Origin of the sequence: Sodalis sp. RH16 (assembly GCF_047324245.1) — a bacterium.
Classification (GTDB): domain Bacteria; phylum Pseudomonadota; class Gammaproteobacteria; order Enterobacterales; family Enterobacteriaceae; genus Acerihabitans; species Acerihabitans ligni.
This window is the reverse complement of sequence record NZ_CP178737.1, coordinates 176,707-201,083: the sequence shown is the minus strand read 5'-3', so window position 1 is coordinate 201,083 and position 24,377 is coordinate 176,707. Positions and strand designations below refer to the sequence as shown.

Annotated in this window: 26 protein-coding genes and 1 tRNA gene; 19 read left to right on the top strand and 8 right to left on the bottom strand. The window is 57.1% G+C overall.

Annotated features, from left to right (window positions below):
• The 7 genes from ACL2XJ_RS00950 to uraH all read left to right on the top strand — a co-directional run bounded on the left by ACL2XJ_RS00950 (window position 1) and on the right by uraH (window position 5,638).
• Window positions 1-669, top strand: a complete 669-nt coding sequence (locus ACL2XJ_RS00950; protein ID WP_203524793.1) for an amino acid ABC transporter permease — start codon at window positions 1-3, stop codon at window positions 667-669.
• Window positions 666-1,322 (top strand): amino acid ABC transporter permease, encoded by a 657-nt coding sequence (locus ACL2XJ_RS00945; protein WP_132926278.1) that lies wholly within the window; start codon window positions 666-668, stop codon window positions 1,320-1,322. Before ACL2XJ_RS00950 ends, ACL2XJ_RS00945 begins: the two co-directional genes overlap by 4 nt.
• The gene (locus ACL2XJ_RS00940; protein WP_413725391.1) at window positions 1,303-2,046 is read left to right on the top strand and encodes an amino acid ABC transporter ATP-binding protein; all 744 of its coding nucleotides are present in this window, start codon (window positions 1,303-1,305) and stop codon (window positions 2,044-2,046) included. The genes ACL2XJ_RS00945 and ACL2XJ_RS00940 overlap by 20 nt, the downstream gene beginning before the upstream one ends.
• A gap of 140 nt (window positions 2,047-2,186) precedes the next feature.
• On the top strand, window positions 2,187-3,431 hold the full coding sequence (locus tag ACL2XJ_RS00935; protein WP_413725390.1) for a pyridoxal-phosphate-dependent aminotransferase family protein: 1,245 nt from the start codon (window positions 2,187-2,189) through the stop codon (window positions 3,429-3,431).
• A complete protein-coding gene (gene hpxK / locus ACL2XJ_RS00930; RefSeq protein WP_413725389.1) occupies window positions 3,428-4,720 on the top strand; it encodes an allantoate amidohydrolase in 1,293 nt (430 codons plus the stop codon). Before ACL2XJ_RS00935 ends, hpxK begins: the two co-directional genes overlap by 4 nt.
• An 88-nt stretch (window positions 4,721-4,808) precedes the next feature.
• Window positions 4,809-5,303, top strand: a complete 495-nt coding sequence (gene uraD, locus ACL2XJ_RS00925; RefSeq protein WP_413725388.1) for a 2-oxo-4-hydroxy-4-carboxy-5-ureidoimidazoline decarboxylase — start codon at window positions 4,809-4,811, stop codon at window positions 5,301-5,303.
• Entirely contained in the window at window positions 5,303-5,638 is a 336-nt protein-coding gene (uraH, locus tag ACL2XJ_RS00920) for a hydroxyisourate hydrolase (protein ID WP_203524840.1), read from the top strand. Before uraD ends, uraH begins: the two co-directional genes overlap by 1 nt.
• 187 nt (window positions 5,639-5,825) lie before the next feature.
• Here the strand turns inward: uraH and ACL2XJ_RS00915 are convergent, their stop codons facing one another.
• Window positions 5,826-6,599 (bottom strand): amidohydrolase, encoded by a 774-nt coding sequence (locus ACL2XJ_RS00915; RefSeq protein ID WP_132926284.1) that lies wholly within the window; start codon window positions 6,597-6,599, stop codon window positions 5,826-5,828.
• The gene (locus tag ACL2XJ_RS00910) at window positions 6,587-7,747 is read right to left on the bottom strand and encodes a pyridoxal phosphate-dependent aminotransferase (RefSeq protein WP_132926286.1); all 1,161 of its coding nucleotides are present in this window, start codon (window positions 7,745-7,747) and stop codon (window positions 6,587-6,589) included. The genes ACL2XJ_RS00915 and ACL2XJ_RS00910 overlap by 13 nt, the downstream gene beginning before the upstream one ends.
• A 410-nt stretch (window positions 7,748-8,157) precedes the next feature.
• Between ACL2XJ_RS00910 and ACL2XJ_RS00905 the strand changes: the two genes are divergently transcribed.
• The 3 genes from ACL2XJ_RS00905 to ACL2XJ_RS00895 all read left to right on the top strand — a co-directional run bounded on the left by ACL2XJ_RS00905 (window position 8,158) and on the right by ACL2XJ_RS00895 (window position 10,674).
• Window positions 8,158-8,751, top strand: a complete 594-nt coding sequence (locus tag ACL2XJ_RS00905; RefSeq protein WP_413725387.1) for a YceI family protein — start codon at window positions 8,158-8,160, stop codon at window positions 8,749-8,751.
• Between the two features lie 424 nt (window positions 8,752-9,175).
• The gene (lpcA, locus tag ACL2XJ_RS00900; protein ID WP_413725386.1) at window positions 9,176-9,760 is read left to right on the top strand and encodes a D-sedoheptulose 7-phosphate isomerase; all 585 of its coding nucleotides are present in this window, start codon (window positions 9,176-9,178) and stop codon (window positions 9,758-9,760) included.
• A gap of 146 nt (window positions 9,761-9,906) precedes the next feature.
• Window positions 9,907-10,674: a class II glutamine amidotransferase gene (locus ACL2XJ_RS00895; RefSeq protein WP_132926292.1), complete on the top strand. Its 768-nt coding sequence runs from the start codon at window positions 9,907-9,909 to the stop codon at window positions 10,672-10,674.
• Here ACL2XJ_RS00895 and dpaA read toward each other — a convergent pair.
• The gene (gene dpaA, locus ACL2XJ_RS00890; protein WP_203524787.1) at window positions 10,645-11,376 is read right to left on the bottom strand and encodes a peptidoglycan meso-diaminopimelic acid protein amidase; all 732 of its coding nucleotides are present in this window, start codon (window positions 11,374-11,376) and stop codon (window positions 10,645-10,647) included. The two genes, ACL2XJ_RS00895 and dpaA, sit on opposite strands and share 30 nt — an antisense overlap.
• A 183-nt stretch (window positions 11,377-11,559) precedes the next feature.
• Here dpaA and dinB point away from each other — a divergent pair, with 183 nt between their 5' ends.
• The gene (dinB, locus tag ACL2XJ_RS00885) at window positions 11,560-12,633 is read left to right on the top strand and encodes a DNA polymerase IV (RefSeq protein WP_413725385.1); all 1,074 of its coding nucleotides are present in this window, start codon (window positions 11,560-11,562) and stop codon (window positions 12,631-12,633) included.
• Window positions 12,634-12,721: 88 nt separating this feature from the next.
• Here dinB and pepD read toward each other — a convergent pair whose 3' ends face one another.
• A complete protein-coding gene (pepD, locus tag ACL2XJ_RS00880) occupies window positions 12,722-14,182 on the bottom strand; it encodes a beta-Ala-His dipeptidase (RefSeq protein ID WP_413725384.1) in 1,461 nt (486 codons plus the stop codon).
• Between the two features lie 234 nt (window positions 14,183-14,416).
• Here pepD and gpt point away from each other — a divergent pair, with 234 nt between their 5' ends.
• The 5 genes from gpt (at window position 14,417) to proA (ending at window position 19,420) form a co-directional block, all read left to right on the top strand.
• On the top strand, window positions 14,417-14,875 hold the full coding sequence (gene gpt, locus ACL2XJ_RS00875; protein ID WP_413725383.1) for a xanthine phosphoribosyltransferase: 459 nt from the start codon (window positions 14,417-14,419) through the stop codon (window positions 14,873-14,875).
• A gap of 334 nt (window positions 14,876-15,209) precedes the next feature.
• Window positions 15,210-16,454, top strand: a complete 1,245-nt coding sequence (gene frsA, locus ACL2XJ_RS00870; RefSeq protein WP_132926300.1) for an esterase FrsA — start codon at window positions 15,210-15,212, stop codon at window positions 16,452-16,454.
• 81 nt (window positions 16,455-16,535) lie between these two features.
• Window positions 16,536-16,937 carry a sigma factor-binding protein Crl gene (gene crl / locus ACL2XJ_RS00865; RefSeq protein WP_132926302.1) on the top strand — a complete coding sequence of 134 codons (402 nt, stop codon included), beginning with the start codon at window positions 16,536-16,538 and terminating at the stop codon, window positions 16,935-16,937.
• 116 nt (window positions 16,938-17,053) lie between these two features.
• Window positions 17,054-18,157, top strand: coding sequence for a glutamate 5-kinase (gene proB / locus ACL2XJ_RS00860; protein ID WP_203524782.1), 1,104 nt, complete (start codon window positions 17,054-17,056; stop codon window positions 18,155-18,157).
• 9 nt (window positions 18,158-18,166) lie between these two features.
• Entirely contained in the window at window positions 18,167-19,420 is a 1,254-nt protein-coding gene (proA, locus tag ACL2XJ_RS00855) for a glutamate-5-semialdehyde dehydrogenase (protein WP_413725382.1), read from the top strand.
• Between the two features lie 149 nt (window positions 19,421-19,569).
• Here proA and ACL2XJ_RS00850 read toward each other — a convergent pair whose 3' ends face one another.
• Window positions 19,570-19,992, bottom strand: coding sequence for a VOC family protein (locus ACL2XJ_RS00850; protein ID WP_413725381.1), 423 nt, complete (start codon window positions 19,990-19,992; stop codon window positions 19,570-19,572).
• Window positions 19,993-20,180: 188 nt separating this feature from the next.
• Between ACL2XJ_RS00850 and ACL2XJ_RS00845 the strand changes: the two genes are divergently transcribed.
• Together ACL2XJ_RS00845 and ACL2XJ_RS00840 are read left to right on the top strand one after the other, a co-directional pair.
• Window positions 20,181-20,256: transfer RNA gene (locus ACL2XJ_RS00845), tRNA-Thr, on the top strand.
• 155 nt (window positions 20,257-20,411) lie between these two features.
• A complete protein-coding gene (locus ACL2XJ_RS00840) occupies window positions 20,412-21,587 on the top strand; it encodes a tyrosine-type recombinase/integrase (protein ID WP_413725380.1) in 1,176 nt (391 codons plus the stop codon).
• Here the strand turns inward: ACL2XJ_RS00840 and ACL2XJ_RS00835 are convergent.
• Both ACL2XJ_RS00835 and ACL2XJ_RS00830 read right to left on the bottom strand, forming a co-directional pair.
• On the bottom strand, window positions 21,584-21,778 hold the full coding sequence (locus ACL2XJ_RS00835; RefSeq protein ID WP_413725379.1) for a helix-turn-helix transcriptional regulator: 195 nt from the start codon (window positions 21,776-21,778) through the stop codon (window positions 21,584-21,586). The genes ACL2XJ_RS00840 and ACL2XJ_RS00835 overlap by 4 nt on opposite strands.
• Entirely contained in the window at window positions 21,775-23,172 is a 1,398-nt protein-coding gene (locus ACL2XJ_RS00830; RefSeq protein ID WP_413725378.1) for an SNF2-related protein, read from the bottom strand. Before ACL2XJ_RS00830 ends, ACL2XJ_RS00835 begins: the two co-directional genes overlap by 4 nt.
• Window positions 23,173-23,220: 48 nt before the next feature.
• Between ACL2XJ_RS00830 and ACL2XJ_RS00825 the strand changes: the two genes are divergently transcribed.
• Entirely contained in the window at window positions 23,221-23,946 is a 726-nt protein-coding gene (locus ACL2XJ_RS00825) for a hypothetical protein (RefSeq protein ID WP_413725377.1), read from the top strand.
• A gap of 142 nt (window positions 23,947-24,088) precedes the next feature.
• Here the strand turns inward: ACL2XJ_RS00825 and ACL2XJ_RS00820 are convergent, their stop codons facing one another.
• Entirely contained in the window at window positions 24,089-24,358 is a 270-nt protein-coding gene (locus ACL2XJ_RS00820; RefSeq protein WP_413725376.1) for a VRR-NUC domain-containing protein, read from the bottom strand.
• Window positions 24,359-24,377 lie beyond the last annotated feature (19 nt).

Genomic DNA, 24,377 nt, shown 5'->3' with positions numbered 1-24,377 from the left:
ATGACCTATCAGCTCAACTTCCCGGCGCTTTGGCCCTACCTGCCGCAACTGCTGTCCGGTCTGTGGGTGACCATCATGCTGGCTGCCGTCGCCACCGTGGGCGGCATCGCCATCGGCATCTGCGGAGCGGCCGTACGCAGCAGCCGGTATGCTCTGCCGGGCCGGGTATGGGGCCTTTATGTGGAACTTATCCGCAATACGCCTTTTGTGGTGCAACTGTTTTTTATCGTCTTCGGCCTGCCGGCGCTGGGATTGAAGCTGACCGCCGGCGAAGCGGCGCTGCTGGCGATGCTGGTGAACCTTGGCGCCTACAGTACCGAAATCATCCGCGCCGGCATCCAGGTGACGCCGAAAGGCCAGTGGGAAGCGGGCCGGGTGCTGGGCCTGTCCCGCGGGCAGGTTTTTCTGCGGGTGGTTCTGCCGCCGTCGTTGGGACGCATCTATCCCTCCCTGGTGAGCCAGTGTGTGATTGTGATGCTTGGTTCTTCGGTTGTTTCCCAGGTTTCATATGAAGAGCTGACCTTTGCCGGCAGCCTTATCCAGTCGCGCACCTTCCTGAGTTTTGAGGTTTACCTGGTGGTGACGCTTATCTATCTGGCGCTGTCGCTGCTGATGCGGCAGGTTCTGCTGCGGGCCGGCCGCCTGATATTCGGCGGAGGGATGTCATGACCTCGTTCACCGACTGGGATATCGTGCGCAACCTGCTGCTGGCCGCGCGCTGGACCTTGTTATTGTCACTGGTGGCCTTTGTCGGCGGCGGCCTGGTAACGTTGCCGCTGATGCTGATGCGCCTGTCGCGCCGGCGCTGGCTGAAACAGGCTATCCGCGCCTACTCAAACCTGTTTCAGGGTACGCCGCTGCTGATGCAGCTGTTCCTGGCTTTTTTCGGCCTGGCGCTGTTCGGCATTGACGTCAGTCCCTGGCTGGCGGCGGCGCTGGCCCTGACGCTGTTCACCAGCGCGTTCCTGGTGGATATCTGGGGCGGCAGTATCGACGCCCTGCCCAAAGGACAATGGGAGGCGTCACGCTGTCTGGGCTTAAGCTTCGGCCAGACCCTGCTGCGCGTGATGGCGCCCCAGGCCGTGCGCATCGCCATCGCGCCGACGGTGGGTTTTTCGGTGCAGGTCATTAAAGGCACCGCCCTGGCCTCCATCATCGGTTTTGTCGAGCTCACCAAAGCGGGAACCATGCTGTCCAATGTCACCTTCCAGCCCTTTAAAGTCTTCGGGCTGGTGGCGCTGGGGTATTTCATTATGTGTTACCCCCTGTCCCGCTTCAGCCACTATCTGGAGAGAAAGCTTCATGCCGCTGATAACCATTAACCAGGTGCAGAAATATTACGGCCAAAACCACGTGCTAAAAGGCATCGATCTGGATATCGACCAGGGGGAGGTGGTCTCCATCATCGGCCGCAGCGGTTCCGGCAAAAGCACCCTGCTGCGCTGCATCAACGGCCTGGAAGGTTACCAGGAAGGCAGCATCAAGCTGGGGGGCATGACGGTTACCAACCGCGATTCACAAGCCCGGGAAATAAGCCGTTCGGTGGGCATGGTTTTCCAGAGTTTTAATCTGTTCCCGCACATGACCGCGCTGCAAAATGTCATGCTGGCGCCGCGCCGGGTGCTGGGGAAAAAAGCGGCGGAATGCCGCGAACTGGCCGAGCTGATGCTGAATAAGGTCGGGTTGGGAGACCGTTTGGATTATTATCCCTCGAGCCTGTCCGGCGGCCAGCAGCAGAGGGTAGCCATTGCCCGCGCGCTGGCGATGGACCCCAAGGTGCTGCTGTGCGATGAGATTACCTCGGCGCTGGATCCCGAGCTGGTGGGAGAAGTGCTGAAGGTGCTGGAGAAATTGGCCGCCGAAGGCATGACCCTGATACTTGTGACCCATGAAATGAATTTCGCCCGGGAGGTGGGGGATCGGGTGGTGTTTATGCACCAGGGCAAAGTGTGGGAGCAGGGGCAAAGCCGTCAATTGTTCGCCAGGCCGCAAACGGCGGAGCTGAAACAGTTTATCGCCTCGGTGCGCGGTTTAGGAGATGACTGATCATTGTCCCGATGCGCGGCACCGGGAATGCCTGACCATCTCCTCTATGTTGGTCCCCGGCGATGCGTGGCCCGACCTGCGGCAATCCGAAGATTATCGGTCATCTAACGAAAACGAATGGTGGTATCAAAGGATAACTCATGTTGGATAATGCAAAGTACGATCAAATCAATCCCCCGTCCCGTCTACTGATGGGGCCGGGTCCGATTAACGCCGATCCGCGGGTGCTGCGGGCGATGGCCAGCCAACTGGTGGGACAATACGATCCCGCCATGACCGGTTATATGAATGAAGTGATGGCGCTGTACCGTGGGGTGTTCAAGACCGAAAACCCCTGGACGCTGCTGGTGGACGGCACGTCACGCGCCGGTATCGAAGCGGTGCTGCTGTCGGTAATCCGCCCCGGTGACAAAGTCCTGGTGCCGGTATTCGGCCGGTTCGGCCATCTGCTGTGCGAAATTGCCCGGCGCTGCCGCGCCGAGGTCCATATCATCGAGGCTCCCTGGGGCGAGGTGTTCAGCCCCGACCAGATTGAAGACGCGGTGAAACGAGTGCGTCCGCGGGTGCTGCTTACCGTGCAGGGGGATACTTCAACCACCATGCTGCAACCCCTGGAACAGCTGGGGGAAATCTGCCGCCGTTACGATGCGCTGTTTTACACCGACGCCACCGCATCCCTCGGGGGGAATGCCCTGGAAAGCGATGCCTGGGGCCTGGATGCGGTTTCCGCCGGTTTGCAGAAATGCCTGGGCGGTCCCTCCGGCAGCGCCCCGGTCACCCTCAGCACCCGCTGCGAAGCAGTCATCCGCAGCCGTAAATGCGTAGAGGAGGGGATTCGCACCGCCGAGCATCGGGATGGCGACGATGAGATGATTTATTCCAACTATTTCGACCTCGGCATGATCATGGATTACTGGGGACCGGAACGCTTAAATCACCATACCGAAGCCACCAGCATGCTGTTCGCCGCCCGCGAATGCGCCCGGCTGTTGCTGGAGGAAGGCCTTGATGCGGCCATAGAACGCCACAAACTGCACGGCGGGGCGATGCTGGCGGGTATCGACGCCATGGGGCTCGAGGTCTTCGGCGACAGGCGCCATAGAATGAATAACGTGCTGGGGGTGGTTATCCCCACCGGCCTTGACGGCGAACAGGTGCGGCAGATGATGCTGAATGATTTCGCCATTGAAATCGGCACCTCGTTCGGGCCGCTGAAAGGGAAAATCTGGCGTATCGGCACCATGGGCTATAACGCGCGCAAGGATTGCGTGATGCAAACCCTTAGCGCACTGGAAGGGGTGCTGAATCGTCTGGGCTTTGCCGGTCCCCGGGGGGCCGGCCTGCAGGCGGCCTGGGATCATTACCAGAGGGAGCAGCCATCATGACCGATTATGGTATGCCCGAGCCCTTCGCCGCCGACGCCGCCCGGCGGGTCATGGCGCGCTGCGATATTTTGGCCGCCATCAGCGAAACGCCGGGCCAGCTGACCCGAACCTACCTGTCGCGGGAGCATCTGTTGGCAAACATGCAGGTAGGTGAATGGATGCGCTCGGCGGGCATGCGGGTCTGGCAGGACAGCGTGGGCAATATCTGCGGGCGCTACGAAGGGCAGCAAGAGGATTTGCCCGCCATCCTGCTGGGATCGCATCTGGACACGGTGCGTAATGCCGGGCGCTATGACGGTATGCTGGGGGTGCTGACCGCCATTGAGCTGGTGCACTTTCTTCATCAGCGGCAACTGCGCCTCCCCCGGGCCATCGAGGTGATCGGGTTTGCCGATGAAGAGGGCACGCGCTTCGGCATAGCCCTGCTGGGCAGCCGGGGGATCACGGGCACCTGGCCGCCGGACTGGCTGGGGCGTAAAGACGAGGAGGGTATCGACGTGGCGCAGGCGATGACCAGGGCCGGTCTGGATCCTGCCCTTATCCTCCGGGCCAAGCGGGATGCAAAGGACTTCGCCGCCTATCTGGAATTGCATATCGAGCAAGGCCCCTGCCTGGAGCAGGCGGGAACGGCGCTGGGAGTGGTGACCGCCATCAACGGCGCCCGGCGTCTTAATTGCCGGTTCGCCGGCGTGGCGGGCCATGCCGGCACGGTACCGATGCCGCTGCGTAAAGACGCGCTGAGCGCCGCCGCGCGCTGGATTGCGCAAATCGACGATCTCACCATTGCCCGCGGACCGCAAATGGTGGCCACCGTCGGCACCTTGCAATGCCTGCCGGGAGCGGTGAACGTGATTCCCGGCGAGGTGAAACTGACGCTGGATGTGCGCGGCCCGGACAGCGAGGAACTGCAGGGGCTGGTTACCGCGCTGCTCGGCCTGGCCGGCACCATCGCTTCCCGGCGCGGTATCGGCTTTAGCGCGGAAGAGTTTTATCATATCGGCGCCACTCCCTGTGATGCCATACTGCAGGCTAAACTGGCGGAGAGCCTGTGCCGCATACAGGGCAGCAGCCCGCGTTTGCCCAGCGGCGCCGGCCATGACGCCATTGCGTTGGCGGAGTGCTGGCCGGTGGGGATGCTATTTATCCGCTGCCGCCGGGGTATCAGCCATCATCCCGATGAGCTGGTGGCGGAAGCGGACGTGGCCGTCGCGCTGCGGGCCTATTTTGATGCCGTCAGCGCCCTGGCGAGCACCGTGGGGGATATCGGCGCGAGCCTGAAGGCGGGCTGATCTCTGAGGCGCTTCTCAGCCTGAAAGACGGCCACGGGCGATATCGGTTTACACTTGAAGGCGGCTAAATCCTGGGTGACGGTTTTTGATGACGCTTGATGAATTTAATGATGCGGACGCGGCGCTTTTGAAACCGATGCTGCTTGCATGCGCCGCCGTGCGCTCCTGGGGTGATGCCATCATCGCCGCCCGGCCTTTTAGGGGCCTGGATGAGCTGCTGGCCTTTGCCGATGAAACCGCCCGGCGGTGGGGGGCGGAACAGGTGGATGAGGCGTTGATGCAGCATCCGCGCATCGGGGAGTCACGGGAGCATAACGACGCCGCCGCCGAATATTCCCGCCGCGAGCAACCGGTGTTTACCGATGGCGATGAGCAACTGAAACGGGCGTTAAGGGAAGGCAATCGGTTCTACGAGGCTAAATTCGGCCGGATATTCCTGATTCGCGCCGCCGGGCGCAGCGGCGAGGAGATCCTGGCCTGTTTGCGGCAGCGGCTGCATAACAGCGTCGAACAAGAACAGCGGGAGACGGCGAATCAACTGCGGGAGATTGCGCTCTTACGCTTACGGCAGGGAGTTTTATGATGGGCATCATTACTTCGCATGTGCTGGATACCTCGCTGGGTAAACCGGCGACGGGGATGGAGATGGCGCTGGAGTTGCAGCGGGATGGCGATTGGGTCAGGCTGTCCGGCGGCACCACCGGCGCCGATGGGCGTTTGAACGGGTTGACGCCTGAGGGCGTGCCGCCGGGGCATTATCGCTTGAGCGCCGGGGTGGGGGCGTATTTTGCCGCCGGCGGCCGTTCTACGCTGTATGGCTGCGCCGTGATTGATTTTTATCTGGCCGAGGGTGATGAGCATCTGCATTTGCCGCTGCTGGTGAGCCCGTATGGGTGGTCGACGTATCGGGGGAGCTGACATCTGATTGGCGCGGTCTCCCTTTAACATGCTCGTGGCACGTTCGGTGATAGCGGGCCTACCGAGCCATGGGGCGCTCGGGCGGGCGGTAAAACCACGCCCGCGTCGACCCCATTGGCGCGGTTTCCCTTTAACACGCCTGGTTCAGCGTCGGTGAACGCGGACTTACCGTGCCGCATGAGGCCGGCTAGATATCCAATTGGAAATTATCGGCGTCCAGCCAGGCGGGGAACGCCTTGCGGTATTGTTGCAGGATATCCAGCGATAGTTCGGCTTCCAGGCACGCCGGCTGATGCGGTTTACCCTGCGCCAGTATGTTGCCGGACGGGTCGATAATCATGCTGTCGCCGCTGTAGTGATGGCCGTTGCCGTCGGTGCCGACCCGGTTGCAGCCGGCCACGTAGGCCTGGTTTTCAATGGCGCGGGCCGCCAGCAGGGTTTGCCAGTGGCCGGCGCGGGGGGCGGGCCAGTTGGCGACATAGAGCGCCAAGTCGTAGTCCTGCCGGTTGCGGGACCATACCGGGAAGCGCAGGTCATAGCATACCTGGGGCAGGATCCGCCAGCCGCGCCACTCTACCACCAGCCGTTTTTGCCCGGCCTGATAATATTGATGTTCTTCGGCCATGCGGAACAGATGCCGTTTGTCATAGACATGGACCTGGCCCGAGGGTTCCACCAGCAAAAAGCGGTTTACCGCGCCGTCCGGGGTGCTGATGGCGGCGCTGCCGGCCACCATTGCCTTGGCGGATGCCGCCCACTTATGCAGCCATTCCACTACCCTCCCCTGGGGCAGGGCGTTATTGGCCGCTTCCATGGCGAAGCCGGTGGTGAACATTTCCGGCAGGATTATCAGATCGCGTCCGGCGGTAGTGGCCAGCAGGCCGTCGAAATGGGCTAGATTGGCCTCGCCGTCCATCCAGGCCAATGGCTGTTGCAGTAGCGTGATTTTCAGAGTTGACATAAGCGCTCCGCGGCGGCGTCAAGAGTGGCATCCTGTTTGGCAAAGCACAGCCGGATGAGCTTGTGCGGGAAAGGATCGGCGCAAAAGACCGACAGGGGAATGGCGGCGACGCCCACTTCCACCGTCAGCCATTTGCTGAACGCCACGTCGTCCATGTCTGATATGGCGCTGTAGTCCGCCAGCAGGAAGTAAGTGCCCTGGCACGGCAGCACCTTGAACCGGCTCGGCGCCAATGCGTTGGTAAGATGATCGCGCCGTTCGCGATAGAAGTCGGGCAACTGCTGCCAGTGCTGCGGTTCGGCGTTCAGCATATCGGCGATGGCCAGCTGGGCCGGCGTGTTCACCGCAAAGGTGAGATATTGGTGGATTTTGCGCACTTCGGCGCTGAGCACCGGCGGCGCGATGCAGTAGCCGATTTTCCAGCCGGTCATATGATAGGTCTTGCCGAACGACGAGACGGCAATGGCCCGCTGGCGCAGCTGCGGATGGGCCAGCACGCCGGCATGGCCGCCGGGGGCGAAGCAGATATGTTCATAGACTTCATCGCTGAGCACGTAAATTTCACGCTCGGCGATGGCCTGCCACAGCTGTACGAAATCTTCCGGCTGCCAGACGGTGGCGGAAGGATTATGCGGGGTGTTCAGGATAACCAGGCGGGTTTTATCGGTTAATTGATTGCGAAAGACCTCCCAGTCGACGCGAAACGACGGCGGCTGCAGGGCGATGTGGCGTGTGACGCCGCCCGCCAGGGTTACCGCCGGGGCATAGCTGTCGTAGCTCGGGTCGAAACAGATGACCTCATCGCCGGCGCGAACCAGCGCGCTGACGGCGGCGAACAGCGCTTCGGTGGCGCCGGCGGTGACGGTAATCTCGGTGTCCGCATCGGGACGCCAGCCGTAAATCTGTTCGGTTTTATCGGCGATGGCGGCCCGCAGCGCCACGGCGCCGGTCATCGGCGCATATTGGTTGGCGCCTTGTTCGACGTGGTACGCCAGCCTTTTTTTCAAATAGCCGGGACCGGAGAAATCCGGGAAACCCTGTGACAGGTTAATGGCTTGATGCTGCTGGGCCAGGGCGCTCATTTGGGTAAAAATAGTGGTGCCCAACGACGGAAGTTTGCTTTCAGGTGTGAAGGATGTGCTGCTCATGGCTAATGACCACTCTTAGAAGCCGGTTTTGAGTCCAATATAACACGCTGGGTACAATTGACAATCGGGACGTTTAGATGGGTAAACGGCTAAACGCCAAACATCGAAACATAATCCCGGCGAAGAATTTTTTTATGGCGGCGAAAAGGAATGGCGGAGGGGAATAAAGGTTATTTCATCCAAAGAGAGGGGGCGTTAGAGTGAATGTAGCTCGTTCAGTCAGCCTGATTAGGCTAAGACTTAACCGAGTTTGTTTCCAATGCCAGTGGGATTAATTCTTAGGGGAATCATTCAATAAGTTAATCAAAACATTTGAAATACTCATACAAATATATGGTCTATTATTCCCTTTCCTTTAACGCCATCATAACACGCACGACATTCTGTTAACTTTTCCCCATGAGAATCCTATGATCCCGAAGATTAATGTAAAAAAAATCGCCGTCCCGGTGGTTATCGCCTTTGGCGCGCTGTCCGGTTTTGCCCGGGCTGAAACGCAGACCTATGTCATGGATCCCGCTCATACGTCGGTGGTGTTTTCCTGGAACCATTTCGGCTTTTCCAATCCCACCGCTGATTTTTCCAATGTTACCGGCAATATCGTGCTGGACGACAAGCACATCACTCAGACAAAAGTGGACGTGACTATTCCCATCGACAGCGTCGATACCCATGTGCAAAAGCTGACGGAAGAGTTTAAGGGCAAGGATTATTTCGATCAGGCCACCTATCCCCAGGCCACCTTCCACAGCACAAAAATCGTCAGCGAAGGCGCCCACAAATATAAAGTGTATGGCGACCTGAAAATCAAGGACATTACCAAACCGGTGATTTTGAATGCGGTGCTGAACAAGATAGGCCAGCATCCGATGGAGAAAAAACAGGCGGTGGGCTTTAACGCCACCACCACTATCAAACGCTCGGAATTCGGTTTGGATAAATATGTCCCCATGGTGAGCGATGCCGTGGTGGTGACCATCTCCACCGAAGCCCTGGTGAAATAACCCCCCGTTCCGCTGCCGGCGCGTGGTTGTTTCTTGATAACCGCTTATTCCGGCAGCGGATCATTCGCTTGATGGATCCTGTATCTGCAGCGTACCATTCGCTTGGTGTGCACTTTATCGGCAGCTGACATTTCAACTGATACCGTTGTATCGACAGCGCGCTATACACGGGTATGCGTTTTTTTGGCAGTGAAATGTCTCATGGCACGCCGTCACTGGTCCGCAATCCATCCCATGTTACCCGCATCGATCCCGCACTGATTGTTCCACGCTGTTTCCCCGTGATGATAATCTGGCTCACAAATAATGATTTTCCTGCTATTACTCCATTGTCCCGGACCATCTTCGCTTCTCGCGGTTTCGCCAATCCGGTAAACTGTTTACCGAAGATTTTCTGAATTTGCGAGCCTATACCGAGGGACTTATGTATCAGGATTTGATTCGTAGCGAACTGAACGAAGCCGCGCTGACGCTGGCTAACTTTCTGAAAGACGAAAAAAATATTCAGTCTATTGAGGATGCGGCCAGGCTTATCGCCGATTCCTTTAAAACCGGCGGCAAAGTGCTGTCCTGCGGCAACGGCGGTTCCCATTGCGACGCCATGCATTTCGCCGAGGAGCTTACCGGCCGCTATCGCGATAACCGCCCGGCTTATCCGGCCATCGCCATTTCGGACGTCAGCCATTTATCCTGCGTCAGCAACGATTACGGGTATGATTTTGTCTTTTCCCGTTATATTGAAGCGCTGGGCAATAAGGGCGATGTGCTGCTGGGCATCTCCACCTCCGGCAATTCGGCCAATATCATCCGCGCCGTCGACGCCGCCCGGGCCAAAGGCATGAAAGTGATTACCCTTACCGGCAAAGACGGCGGCAAAATGGCCGGCACCGCCGATGTGGAAATTCGCGTGCCCCATTTTGGCTACGCCGATCGTATCCAGGAGATCCATATCAAGTCGATTCATATTCTGATCCAGCTTATTGAAAAAGAGATGGCTGCGGCGGTGTAATGCAGCGCCGACATCGGCATGGAGGCGGCGGCGTAACCTCGCTCCGGCATCGGGATGAGGGCAGCAGCGTATTGCGGTAACGGAATCGGGATGGCGGGCGGGTAAGGTCGCGCCGCCATCGGGATGGCGCGGAACAGGAGAGGGTCATGTGTGAACTGCTCGGGATGAGTGCCAATGTGCCGACGGACATTTGCTTCAGCTTTACCGGGTTAATGCAGCGGGGCGGCCGCACCGGACCGCATAAGGACGGATGGGGAATCACGTTCTACGAGGGGCTGGGCTGCCGGACCTTCAAGGATCCGTTGCCGAGCATCAGCTCGCCCATCGCCCGGCTGGTGCAGGAGTATCCCATCAAATCCTGCGCGGTGGTTTCTCATATCCGCCAGGCCAATCGCGGCCGGGTGGCGCTGGAAAACACTCACCCTTTTACCCGTGAACTCTGGGGACGGAATTGGACTTTTGCCCACAACGGCCAACTGCGGGGATACCGTCAACTGGACACCAGCCCCTATCGGCCGGTAGGGCAGACCGACAGCGAGTATGCGTTTTGCTGGCTGCTGGCCCGGCTGGCGGAACGCTATCCCCGCACCCCCGGCCATTGGCCGTCGGTGTTCCGTTATATCGATAGCCTGGCGGGCGAGCTGCGGCAAAAAGGCATCTTCAATATGCTGCTGTCCGACGGCCGTTTCGTTATGGGATATTGTTCCAGCGAACTTTACTGGATCACCCGGCGGGCGCCGTTCGGCAAAGCCACCCTTATCGATCAGGATGTGGAGATTGATTTCCAGCAGCAGACCACGCCAGACGATGTGGTGACGGTCATCGCCACCCAACCGCTGACGGGGAATGAAACCTGGCACAAGGTTGCGCCAGGGGAGAGTGTATTATTTCGGCTGGGTGAGCGCGAGCTGTGACGCCACGGGCGCGCGGGTCATTTGCATCGGTGTGCCTATCACATACTGGCCGTTGACCACCGCCACCGCCGCCGGCTGATGATGTTCGGCAAAGAAAGCGTAGCCGGGCTGCAGCTGTTGCCAGAAAGAATAATAGGTGGAATAACGGTGGCGCTGCATATTTGCCGGCGTCATACGGAACGGATAAATATGAATCTTTATCGCATCCTGGCCGTTTCGTAATGCCGCATCCACATAGCGGTATATTTCAGCAATATAACTGTCGGTCATGGCGTAACAGCCGATGGAACGACAATCGCCATGAATCATCAGCATGGCGCCGGAATAGCCGCGGGATTGATCGTAGGCATTGGGGAAACCGATATTGATGGCCCGGTAATAATGGCTGTTGGGCTGCAGATTGCGGCTGTCGATAGTATAAAAACCTTCCGGACTTTTAAAATCGCCTTCCACCCGTTTCGGGCCCAGCCCGCCGGAGAAGTTGCAAATGCCGTAGCTGCCTATCAAGCGGTACTCCGGGCCTATCTTGGCGTAGAGCTCAAGGGTTCGCTCTTCTTTGAAGATTTGAATAAATACCGGTGAGCCGAGTAATTGGGCTTTCAATTCATTTGAAATAACTTGCGCCTGCTCACTGGCATAACTGACCGATGTAAATGCCGGTATACAAAACAACATCGCAAACAGCAGTGCGATTTTGCTCATTATCATTCCTGCGTAGTCAAAATAAATAACAAACCTGCAATAATCATTGCCGGCAAACCCTGTAAAACGATAATACATTTAAGATAATCAGCGACACGATATCACTGCCCGAACTTTTATCAAGATACGTTTTGTATATATTCGCGTACTTACTGTATACTCATACAGTTAAAAGGGGGGCAAATGCGCAAAATCATACATGTCGACATGGATTGCTTCTTCGCGGCAGTGGAAATGCGCGACGATCCGAGCCTGCGCGATATCCCCATTGCCATCGGCGGCAGGGCGGACAAGCGGGGGGTCATCAGCACCGCCAACTATCCGGCCCGGGTATTCGGCGTGCACAGCGCGATGTCCACCGCCATGGCCATGAAGCTTTGCCCCCATCTTAAACTGCTGCCGGGGCGCATCAATGCCTATAAAGAAGCATCGGCGCATATCCGTGAAATCTTTAGCCGTTATACGCCGTTAATCGAACCGTTGTCGCTGGACGAAGCCTATCTGGATGTGACCGACAGCGCCTATCACAGCGGTTCGGCCACCCTGATGGCCCAGGCCATCCGCGCCGACATCGCCCGCGAGTTGCGGCTCACCGCCTCCGCCGGCGTAGCGCCGGTTAAGTTTCTGGCCAAAATCGCCTCCGATTTGAACAAGCCCGACGGGCTGTACGTTATCAGGCCTGAACAGGTCGCCTCTTTTTTGCAGTCGTTGCCCTTGGGGAAAATACCCGGCGTGGGCAAAGTCACGGCGAAAAAACTGGCTGACATGGGTCTTAATACCTGCGGCGATATACAGCGGTATGATCTGGCGGCGCTGCTCAGGCAGTTTGGCAAATTCGGCCGGGTGATCTGGGAGCGTTCTTTGGGTATCGATGAGCGGGAGGTGACCTCCGATCGGATGCGTAAATCGGTGGGGGTGGAGCGCACCCTTGAGGTTGATATCGACGATTGGGCGGCGTGCGCACAGATTATCGAGGCGCTGTACCCGGAGCTTGAGCGCCGGCTGGAGCGGGTGCGACCGGATCTGCACATCGCCCGGCAGGGCATCAAGCTCAAATTCGCCGATTTCCAGCAAACCACCCAGGAGCACGTGTGGCCGGTACTGAACAAAGCGGATTTGATGGAGATTGCCCGCCAGGCGTGGGATCAGCGGCGCGGCGAACGGGGGGTGCGGCTGGTGGGGCTGCATGTGACGCTGCTGGACCCGCAGATTGAGCGGCAGCTGATATTTAACTGGGAAGATGATTTGTTTTTGTGAGGGGGGAGCTGCGCTCCCCCAACCCCTGCAAGGGCGGCTCGCTGCACGATTGGTGTAAGCGGGCTTACCGTGCCATGGGCCCCGATGTTTAGGCTTTTTCCGGGATGGCCCTAAGCAGTGCGGTCAATAAGGTCCAGTACTGGCCGACGCTTTTGATATGCACCTGTTCGTCCGGGGAGTGAGGGCCGGTGATGGTCGGCCCGATGGAGACCATGTCCATGTTCGGGTAGGGCTTTTTGAACAGCCCGCATTCCAGACCGGCGTGGATCACCTGGATGTTCGGCGTTTTGTTGAACAGCTTCTGGTAGGTTTCGCGTACCAGATGCATCACCGGTGAGGCGGCGTCCGGCTTCCAGCCCGGGTAGCTGCCTTTGGCAATGCATTCCGCGCCCGCCAGCTGGCCCAATGCGGTCAGGGATTCCACTACGTTCTCTTTGCCGCTGTCGATGAGGGAGCGAATAAGGCAGCGGATGGTGGCGGTCTTTTCGTCCAGGGACACCACGCCGACGTTCAGGGAGGTTTCTACCACGCCCTTTACGTCGTCGCTCATGCGAATCACGCCGTTGGGGGTGGCGTTCAGCAGGGCGATAAACTTGTCGCCGCAGGCTTTGGTCAATGCCTGCAGTTCGGATTGCACCGGTTCCACTGAAATCGCCAGTTTCTTTTCCTTGGCCGCCAGCTCCGTTTGGATAACCGCCAGGTACTGTTGCGCCAGCGAATTGAGGCTTTCGGTATTCTCCTGCGGCAGGGCCAGGGTGGCGAAGGCTTCACGGGGTATGGCGTTGCGCAGGGTGCCGCCGGTAACATCAAGTACGCGGAGATCCAGTTTTTTGGCGTGCTGGAACAGAAAGCGGGCCAGCAGTTTGTTGGCATTGCCCTGTCCCAGATGAATATCGACGCCGGAGTGGCCGCCCTTCAGCCCTTTGAGGGTGAGCTTGACCACCTGGTAGCCGGCGGGCACCGCTTCACGTTCCAGCGGCAGCACGGTTTTGAAATCCACCCCGCCGGCGCAGCCCATGTAGACTTCGCCCTCTTCCTCGGAATCGGTGTTAATGAGGATTTCAGCCTGCAGCCAGTTCGGCTGCAGACCGAAGGCGCCCTCCATGCCGGTTTCTTCGGTCATGGTGAGCAGCACTTCCAGCGGGCCGTGCTGCACGCTGTCATCCGCCAGGACCGCCAATGCCGAGGCCATGCCGATGCCGTTGTCCGCGCCAAGGGTGGTGCCGCGGGCTTTTACCCAATCGCCGTCGATATAAGGCTGGATCGGGTCGCGGGTGAAGTCGTGCACGGTATCGCTGTTTTTTTGCGGTACCATGTCCAGATGCGCCTGCAACACCACCGGACGGCGCTTTTCATAACCGGGGGTCGCCGGCTTGCGCAGCAGCACATTGCCGGCCTGATCCCGCTCCGCAAACAATCCTTTTTCCTGGGCCCAGCGGATTATATGGCCTGCCAGGGCATCTTCATGATATGAGGGATGCGGAATGGAACAGATTTTGTCAAAAATTTGCCATAGGGGCTGTGGCGAAAGTTGAGTCAGTTCAGACACGATAAAAACTCCTGTAACGACAAAAGACCCGGGCCGGGGAGTCAGTGTGGCGCGCAGCCGGCCGCAGGGTCACCAAAGATGGCTCAAGAATACCACTTTACCGTAACGGGCGGTGAAACTGCGGTTAAAAAGGGTAGTAGCACTGGTATTTCGTCGGTTGCGTCTCTATAATCTCGCGCAACCTTTTTTCCCCTGGTACTTTTAAGCCGAACCGATCCGGCTGGGACAGCATTTATGAGCGAAAAATACGTCGTAACCTGGGACATGTTGCAACTTCAGGCTCGGAAACTGGCCCAGCGCCTGCTTCCGTCAACGCAGTGGAAAGGCATTATCGCGGTAAGCCGCGGCGGTCTGGTTCCCGCTTCCATCCTGGCGCGTGAATTAAATATCCGCCACGTGGATACGGTGTGCATCTCCAGCTATGACCACCAGCACCAGCGCGCGATGACCGTGCTCAAACGCGCCGAGGGCGATGGCGAAGGCTTTATCGTCATCGACGATCTGGTGGATACCGGCGGCACCGCCAAAGCCATCCGCGACATGTATCCCAAAGCCCATTTCGTCACCATCTTCGCCAAACCCGCCGGCCGGCCGCTGGTGGATGACTATGTGGTGGATATTCCCCAGGATACCTGGATCGAACAGCCCTGGGACATGGCGGTGGCCTTTGTTCCGCCGCTGAGCGAAAAATAAGGGTTCTTTACGTATTTCGCGCCGCCCGATGCTTATTGCGGCTTAATGCGTCCCATGGCGATTTATCGCTTTTCCTTTCTTCGGGCCGCTGCCGGCTTGTCCGCCACCCCCCGGAGCGGCAAACCGCCAATATGCCGTATCCTCACGCCCGTTCATGACGGGCGTTTGTTTTTTGGCCGCTAAATGAGTAATCTGGCAGGCATCCTCCCGTCAGCGCGGGACAGAATTCAATAACCTGGCGTATCGGCATGGCTTAGCTGCATGATGGGCATGGCTTAGCGTCAGGGCTTATTGTTATGGCTTAACGGCTTGGCGTAATGGAGAATACAGCTCAATGAGCAGTAGGAATCTGAGCGAGATACTGTTTAAACCTTCCTTTAAACTTCCCGAAACCTCCACGCTGGTGACGCGCGCCCGCCACCCCTCCGGCCAAAAGCCGATGCTCGCCCCCCTGGACGGCGCCAATCCCGGCAACTGGTATCGCATGATCAACCGCCTGTTGTGGATTTGGCGCGGCCTGGATGCCTGGGAAATCGAAGAGACGCTGGCCCGTATCGCCGCCAGCAAAGCCGAACGCACCGATGACCGCCTGCTGGATACCGTCATCGGCTATCGCCCCGGCAACTGGATTTATGAGTGGTCCCACCAAGGCATGACATGGCAGCAGAAGGCCATGGATGAACCGCAGCCGGAGGTGTCCGGCGAGCAATGGCTCAAGGCGGCCAATTTCTACAGCATCGCCGCCTATCCCCACCTGCCGGGGGATCAACTGGCGGAGCAGGCGGAAACCCTCGCCAACCGCGCCTGGGAAGAAGCGGCGAGCCGGCTCAGCTATCAGCTCAAGGCCTTGACCTTCCCCATCAGCGGCGGCGGCACCCTGACCGGCTTCTTACACCTGCCGTCCGAAGGCAAAGGCCCTTTTCCCACGGTACTGGTGTGCGGCGGGCTGGATATGCTGCAAAACGACACCTATCGCCTGTTCCACGACTACTTCGCCCCGGCGGGCATGGCGATGCTCACCATCGACATGCCCTCCATCGGTTTTTCCTCCAAGTGGAAACTGAGCCAGGATTCCAGCTTTCTCCATCAGCAGGTGCTGAAATCCATGGCGAACATCCCCTGGATAGACTCGCGGCGCGTCACCGCCTTCGGCTTCCGGTTCGGCGCCAATATTGCCGTGCGCCTGGCCTACCTGGAATCCCAGCGCCTGAGCGGAGTGGCCTGTCTTGGCCCGGTGGTGCACGCGCTGCTCACCGACCCCGCCCGGCAAGACCGCGTGCCGGGCATGTATATGGATGTCCTGGCCAGCCGCATCGGCATGGCCAACGTCTCGGACTCGGCGCTGAAAGTCGAGCTCAGCCGCTATTCCCTGAAAACCCAGGGATTGCTGGGCCGCAGATGCCCGACTCCCATGCTGGCGGGCTATTGGGAAAACGATCCCTTCAGCCCGAAGGAAGAGGCGACATTAATTGTTTCCTCCTCGTCATCCGGCACGCTTTTAACGGTGAAATCGGCGCCGGTCTATCAAAATTTCCATCATGCTTTGCTGAATATTCGCGATTGGCTGAAAAAAAACTGAAAATTCTAAGTTGATTAATTCTATTAGTTTGCTAAATAGAGAAGACGGTTATTTTTTTCGCGGTATTAGAGGTTAAAAAGCATGGCTTTAGTCAGTGGACATCCCAAAAGCAGATTAATGAAAGGATTCACCGCGCTCGGTCCCTACATTCGGGAAGGGCAATGCAGCGACGATCATTTTTTCTTTGATTGCCTGGCGGTATGCATCAACATGCAGCCGTCGCCTGAAAAGCGGGAATTCTATGGCTGGTGGATAGATCTGAACGCCGAAGAAAAACGCTACACCTACACCTACCATTTGGGCCTGTTCGACAAAGAGGGCCACTGGAGCGAGAAAAAAATCAAAGAGCAGGAAGTGCTGGATAAATTGGAAAGCTCGCTGCGGCAGTTTCACACCCGCCTGCGCGCCTACATCGTCTCATTGGACATGACGCTGGAACCGGCGGATTCCTTTAAAGACCATCCCTTCAGCCTGTCTTCCTGACAGCACGCCGGGCCTGCTTTTTATCGCAAATCGCGTTATGCTGACCGGCATAGCGCTTTTTCTTTTTTAAAAAAAGACAGGCAAGGCATTTCAAAATTTATAACGGTATAAAAATTATGGATGGCAGCCAGACCTTGGTTGTGAAACTGGGCACCAGCGTACTCACCGGCGGATCGCGCCGGCTCAACCGCGCCCATATCGTCGAGCTGGTGCGCCAGTGCGCCCAGCTGCATGGCGCCGGGCACCGCATCGTGATTGTCACCTCGGGGGCCATCGCCGCCGGTCGTGAACATCTGGGCTACCCGGAACTGCCGGCCACCATCGCCTCCAAGCAATTATTGGCCGCCGTCGGCCAAAGCAGCCTGATTCAGCTATGGGAACAATTATTTTCCATTTACGGCATCCATATCGGACAGATGCTGCTCACCCGCGCCGATATGGAAGACCGCGAACGTTTCCTCAACGCCCGCGACACCCTGCGCGCGCTGCTGGACAACCGCATCGTCCCGGTTATCAATGAAAACGACGCGGTGGCCACCGCTGAAATCAAGGTGGGGGACAACGACAACCTTTCGGCCCTGGTGGCGATATTGGCGGATGCCAACAAGCTGCTGCTGCTCACCGACATCGCAGGCCTGTATACCGCCGATCCCCGCAACCATCCCGACGCGGAGCTGATTGCCGAAGTCAAAGTCATCAACGACGCCCTGCGCGGCGTGGCCGGCGACAGCGTATCCGGCCTTGGCACCGGCGGCATGGCCACCAAGATCCAGGCGGCCGAAGTGGCCAGCCGGGCCGGAGTGGACGTGGTGATCGCCGCCGGCAACCGGCCCGGCGTTATCGGCGACATGATGGCGGACCTGCCGGTGGGCACCCGCTTCCATGCCCAGGAGATGCCGCTGGAGTCCCGCAAACGCTGGCTGTTCGGGCCGCCGCCGGCTGGGGACATTACCGTCGACGACGGCGCGCTCACCGCCATACTGGAGCGGGGCAGCTCACTGCTGCCCAAAGGCATCAAAGCGGTGGCGGGGGATTTCTCCCGCGGCGTGGTGGTGCGCATCCGCGGGCTGAACGGCAAAGACATCGCCCATGGCGTTAGCCGCTACAACAGCGACGCCCTGCGCATGATTGCCGGCCATCACTCCCAGCAGATAAGCGACATCCTCGGCTACGAATACGGCCCGGTGGTGATCCATCGCGACGATATGATTATTTATTAAGGAGTTTTCATGCTCGAGCAAATGGGTAGGGCCGCCAAACAGGCCTCCTGGCAAATTTCAGTGCTCAGCAGCGCTGAAAAGAACCGGGCATTGCTGGCCATCGCCGACCGGCTGGACGCGCAAAGCGAGACCATCCTCCGTGCCAATGCCCTGGACATGGCCGATGCCCGGCAAAACGGCCTGAGCGAAGCGCTGCTGGATCGTTTGCTGCTCACCCCCGCCCGGCTCGCGGCCATTGCCCAAGACGTGCACCAGGTCGCCCTGCTTACCGATCCGGTGGGGCAGGTGATTGACGGGCGTTTGCTGGATAACGGCCTCAAGCTCGAACGCCGCCGGGTGCCGCTGGGGGTGGTGGGGGTTATCTACGAAGCGCGCCCCAACGTCACGGTGGACGTGGCCTCCCTGTGCCTGAAAACGGGCAACGCCGTTATCCTGCGCGGCGGCAAAGAGACCCACCGCACCAATACCGCCACCGTCGGCGTCATCCAGGATGCCCTGGCCGCCTGCAACCTGCCGAAAGAAGCGGTACAGGCCATCGACAACCCCGATCGCGCCCTGGTGGCCGAACTGCTGCGCCTGGACCAGTATGTGGACATGCTGATCCCCCGCGGCGGCGCGGCGCTGCATAAGCTCTGCCGCGAACAGTCCACCATCCCGGTGATAACCGGCGGCATCGGCGTCTGCCATATCTATGCCGACGAGACCATCGACTTCGCCCAGGCGCTAAAGGTGATTGAGAACGCCAAAATACAGCGCCCCAGCGCCTGTAATTCCCTTGAAACCCTCTTGGTACACCAAGGCATTGCTCCGGAGTTCCTGGCCGCCCTGAGCCGCCATATGCATTCTGTGGGCGTACGGTTGCACGCCGATGAACGGGCCATGCCCTATCTGGCGGACGGCCCCGCCACCTGCGTGCCGGTGGAAGAAGCGAATTACCACGACGAATGGCTTTCCCTTGACCTGAACGTCCGGGTGGTCACCGGCTTCGACCAGGCGGTGGAACATATCCGCATTTACGGCACCCAGCACTCCGACGCCATCCTCACCCAATCCCTCAGCGCGGCGGAACATTTTGTGCGGGAAGTGGACTCCTCGGCGGTGTATGTCAACGCCAGCACCCGCTTCACCGACGGCGGCCAGTTCGGCCTCGGCGCGGAAGTGGCGGTAAGCACCCAGAAACTCCATGCCCGCGGCCCGATGGGTTTGGAAGCGCTCACTACTTATAAGTGGATTGGGTACGGGGATAATCTGGTGCGGGGGTGATGATCCGGGCTTTTGTGGCTTCTGTAAGCCCTTGTTTTTGACGTAACCCTTGCTCTGCATAATCTTAATTGATTCCATGGCCGCCGAATTTCGGCGGCCATGCTTATTTTTCCCTAGCAGTATTCAAGTCTGAAACGTGATTTGCCAGATCAATCCAGCCCGTCATCATAGTCAGCAAAAAGTCCCCTGTGCCGTTCCACAAATTCCAGGGTATTGCCCTCAGGGTCCTCCAGGAAAATCGTGCCGATACCCTGGTCCAGCGGACCTTCGCTATCCATCAGCCAGAACACCTCCATGGAAAGGGACATTTGATAAGGTCGCAGGCCTTTCTCCAGCAGATGCCGGCAGCAGTCGTTGAGGTTCTCCACCTGAAAGGCGATATGACGGGAGGAATCTTTGGGTGCCAGCGGCTTGTCGGTGGGCATCAGGTGCAGGGAAAAGCCGTGGCCGGTGCCCAGCCAGTTGTGTTTGGTGGGGTGACCCTGCATACCGAGGGTATCACGGTAAAACGCCGTCATCTTTGCCATATCAGCCACCGCCAATGCCGCATGGTGCACGCCTTGTAAGTTCATTAACCACCTCATGACTGTGAAAAGAAGAACAAAAAGTTGTCAGGTTAATGATAGCGGGTATTGATTGGTTGATTTTTATTAGCAATCTGCTCTTTTTATCAGCATACGGACGCGCGCCTATTGACTCTTCAACCGCTTTTGCATAACGTGTCCCCCCGTGATTTGCCCCCGCATGACAGCCTTATCATGCCGATATAGCTCAGTTGGTAGAGCAGCGCATTCGTAATGCGAAGGTCGTAGGTTCGACTCCTATTATCGGCACCATCCATTTATCCGCAACCCTCCGTAATTGTTCGTTTTCTACTGATTTTACTGCATTTTATCAAAACTGTTAGCCGTGATTGTTCGCAATACTCCGTTGCAAACCGCGCCTAAAACGGGTACAAATTCGGGTATCCAGATTGGGTTACGGGTACATCATGAAGCTGAACGCGCGACAAGTCGAAACGGCCAGGCCAGAAGCTAAAGATTACAAGATGCCTGACGGCGCTGGCCTTTTCCTGCTGGTTAAAAGCACCGGTGCAAAATACTGGCGGTACCGCTATACGTTCACCGGCAAAGAAAAAATGTTGGCGATCGGTGTTTACCCCGCGGTTTCCCTGGCCGCAGCCCGCCAGCGCCGTGACGAGGCTCGGCAGAATGTTGCCGCAGGCGTTGACCCGGTAAAAGCCAAAAACTATGGCGCGGCGGCTACGGCGGCGAAAACCATCACGTTCCGCGAGATAGCGGCCGAGTGGCATAGCTTCAAAAAGCCACGTTGGTCGGAAGGCTATGCGAAGGATATTATTGAAGCGTTCAGCAAAGATATCTTTCCGGCGGTGGGTGCTATGCCGATAATAGATATTGAGCCGGTGGATATGCTGGCCGCGCTACGCGTTATCGAGGCCCGCGGGGCCACCGAGAAAGCGGGCAAAACCCGGCGGTGGTGCGGTGAGGTATTCCGCTACGCCGTGGCGACCGGCCGGGCGAAATATAACCCGGTGGGTGAGCTGAAAAGCGCCATGCAAAGTCATGAGGGAGAGCGTTACCCGTTTCTGGTAGCCGAAGAACTGCCGGATTTTCTACGGGCGGTGGAAGATTATAGCGGGAGCGTTTTAGCAAAACTGGGCATTAAGATTTTGATGCTGGTCGGGCTGCGCCCGGGTGAGCTGCGGCGGGGAAAATGGTCAGAAGTGGATTTTGACGAACGGCTGTGGGCAATACCCAAAGAGCGAATGAAAAAACGCCGTGATCATCTTGTTCCCTTGTCGGAGCAAACAATTTTATTACTTAGAGAGCTGCAAAAAATAACTGGCCGATTTGAAAATATGTTTCCGGGGAGAAATGACCCGTCAAATGTTATGAGCGAAAATACTATTAACCAAATGATTGTGGCTATTGAATATAAAGATAGGATTGTCGGGCATGGTTTCCGCCATACGATGAGCACGATCTTAAATGACCAGGGCTTTAATTCTGATTGGATAGAAGAACAAATCGCCCATGCAGATAAAAACGTTATTCGCGGAACGTATAACCATGCCCGATATTTGGAAGGAAGGCGGGAGATGATGCAGTGGTATGCGGATTATATTGATACTTTGCAGTTAATTTAGGTCTCCAAATACTGGGCTTTCCACGCCTCAACCTCGCCCCTAACCCAACGGACCGTGCGGGTGCCGAGTTGCTTTTGTTTTGGAAATTCCCCTTTTTTAATTTTGTCATAGATAAACGTTCTTTTCATTCCGGTAGACCGTTGAACTTCATTGATATCAATAAGGTCGGTGGATAAGGCGGGAGCGATCATCTTAAACCTCTCTTCTTCATGGCTTCAAGCAGAATGTCCTGCACTTTCCGTTTTGAGTTGCGCCGCTCCATTACCATTTCATCAGCGGTGCCAGCGGCAATGATGTAGTGGATAAATACCGGGCGTTTGTGCCCGGCCTGTATCTGGCGTGTTGGCCCTATGCGCTCGATAATTTGCTGGTATTGTTCTAAGTCCCACCAGTGCGAGAAAAACACCAAAATATTCCCGCCGTCCTGAAGGTTCAGGCCGTGGCCGGCGCTGGCCGGGTGAGCGAACAGAACAGGTATCCGGCCGGCATTCCAGTCGCGCAGCGTTTGCGGGTCAGCGTCTAGGTGTCGACCCTTGGGGAAAGCTTTTAGCAGACGGGTTAGATCGTGCTTCCAGTGATAAGCCACCAGTACCGGCATGCCGCCGGATTCGGCAATGATGCTGTCCAGCGCCTGGATCTTGGCGTCATGCACTTCCGCCCAGTTCCCCACGTCGTCGGTATAGATTGCACCGCTGGCGATTTGCAGGCATTTAACCGTTTTGGCCGCTGCGTTCGGCGCTTCAATTCCAGCCCCGTCCAGATAGAGGAACATTTCTTTTTCCATCGCCTGATACTGGCCGCGCGCTTTCGGTGGTAGGTTTATGCGGATCACGTTGGGTAAAGGGTCGTTGATGTCGAACCAGTCGGCAGCATCCAGGGAGATTGTCACGTCGCTTAGTGCAGCTTGCATCTGTTCTTGGGCACCGGGACGTACTTCAAGCTTTGACCACTGCTGGCCGGGGAATTGGATGCTGTTGAACCAGCGCGACGTAAACGCGCTATATGTACGGCCCAGCCGGTCACCACGGTCGATAAACCACGCCTGGCCCCACAAATCGATAAGGCCATTGGGCGCCGGCGTGCCGGTAAGGTTCATCCAGCGCCGCACATGCTTGTGCACCACTTTTGCCAGTGCTGTCGCGCGCTTGCCGCCCTGACGTAGCCGGAACGACTTTAGCCGGGTGCTTTCATCTGCTATGACGGTACCGAACGGCCACCTGTCGCCCAGCGCTTCGACCAGCCAGACAAGGTTGTCATAGTTGGTCGTGTACACGCTAGCGTTAGTGTTCGCCAACGCAGCCAATCGTTCTTTGACTGTGCCGACAATCGGTTGCATTTCAATATTGCGCAGGTGGCCCCATTTCTCGGCCTCATCCGGCCAGGTCGACCGGGCAACGCGCAGGGGCGCCAGGACAAGCGCCGGCCGCGTTTCGCTGCCTGCCATAAACAGATCTTCCAATGCGGTTAGCGCCGCCACCGTTTTACCCATGCCCATGCCGGCCCAGACGTTGGAGCGCGGTACGCCGAGAGTGTGGTCGATAATGAGATCTTGGTACGGTCGTGGTGAAAATAGTTTCTTTGGCATATCGTCTCCGGTTATTATTAATTTTGTTTTAGGTAACAGGGGCCTCAAATGGGTGCTTTAGAAGAAATAGTTAAAAATAAGGTACCGTTTGTTACGGTTTCGACGGTAGCGGTATATTTTATTGCTCTCGCTTTCCAGTATGGATACGCGTTTTTTTATGGATATCCCTCAGAGTTCATTGAGATTGGTGTAGATACCTTATTAAAAACGGTAAGCTGGGTTTTTATTATAATTTTCCCCGCCGTAAGTGTTCTTTATTTTTATTATATCACGTATAAACTTGAGAGGTTTTGGGCGGTTTTTTTGGCAATAGGAGGCGTATTTTTTTTATTATATATCAGCGTGGTTGGGGCCGTATGGCCTCAGACTTTTTTAGCAAATGGCGGATTTTATATTGTTACATGGATGATATTTTTATCCCTTTATCCTGTAATATTCCTTTCAGAAGGCTTAATGAGGGGAATGTTACCTTTTAACAAAATAAGTATAGGGGAAACACTGTTCTTACTACCTTTCATAATCGTCTTCGCTTTTTCAATCGGTTCATTAAATGCCTACAAAATGATAAATTTATTTGAAGTTAAAAATAAACAGGGTGTTTATTTAATTACAAGCTATGGAGAAAAGTTAGTTCTTGGTTCATGTAATAAAGATGAAAAAATATTTAGTAGAACAGAAGGCGAAGACGGTATCCAATTTATTAAGGTTATAGACCCAGATGAAATAGATAAAGTTAGGGCATGTTTCCTAAAAATAAAAAAGAGTGCAAGGTAATAACGTATAAGTAAGTAATAAATGTCATACTTAATTTTCTATCGAATGACAATTATCGCTAGGCCAATCACGCAGAACCAAAAGCTGATGCAAAAAAAAACGACGGTCCACCAGATGGCGCGCCGCGACCAGTTATGTGGCTTCATAAAATGCCCTCCAGATTCTTACTATCCAGCACCACCACGTCGAAACCCAGCGCATACAGCCTAGCGTGCTGCCTGAGCTGTTCAGGCCGGGGCTTTTCGCCCGGCGCTTTACACTCGACAAAAATGATCCGGCCGCCCGGCAGGAGCACAACGCGGTCGGGAACGCCACGCAGACCAGGGGAAATAAATTTGTAGGCAACGCCGCCGGCCTTTTTGACCTCAACCCGAAGATGTTTCTCGATTGCGCTTTCACGGATATACGCCATGGCTCACTCTCTCGCGCTC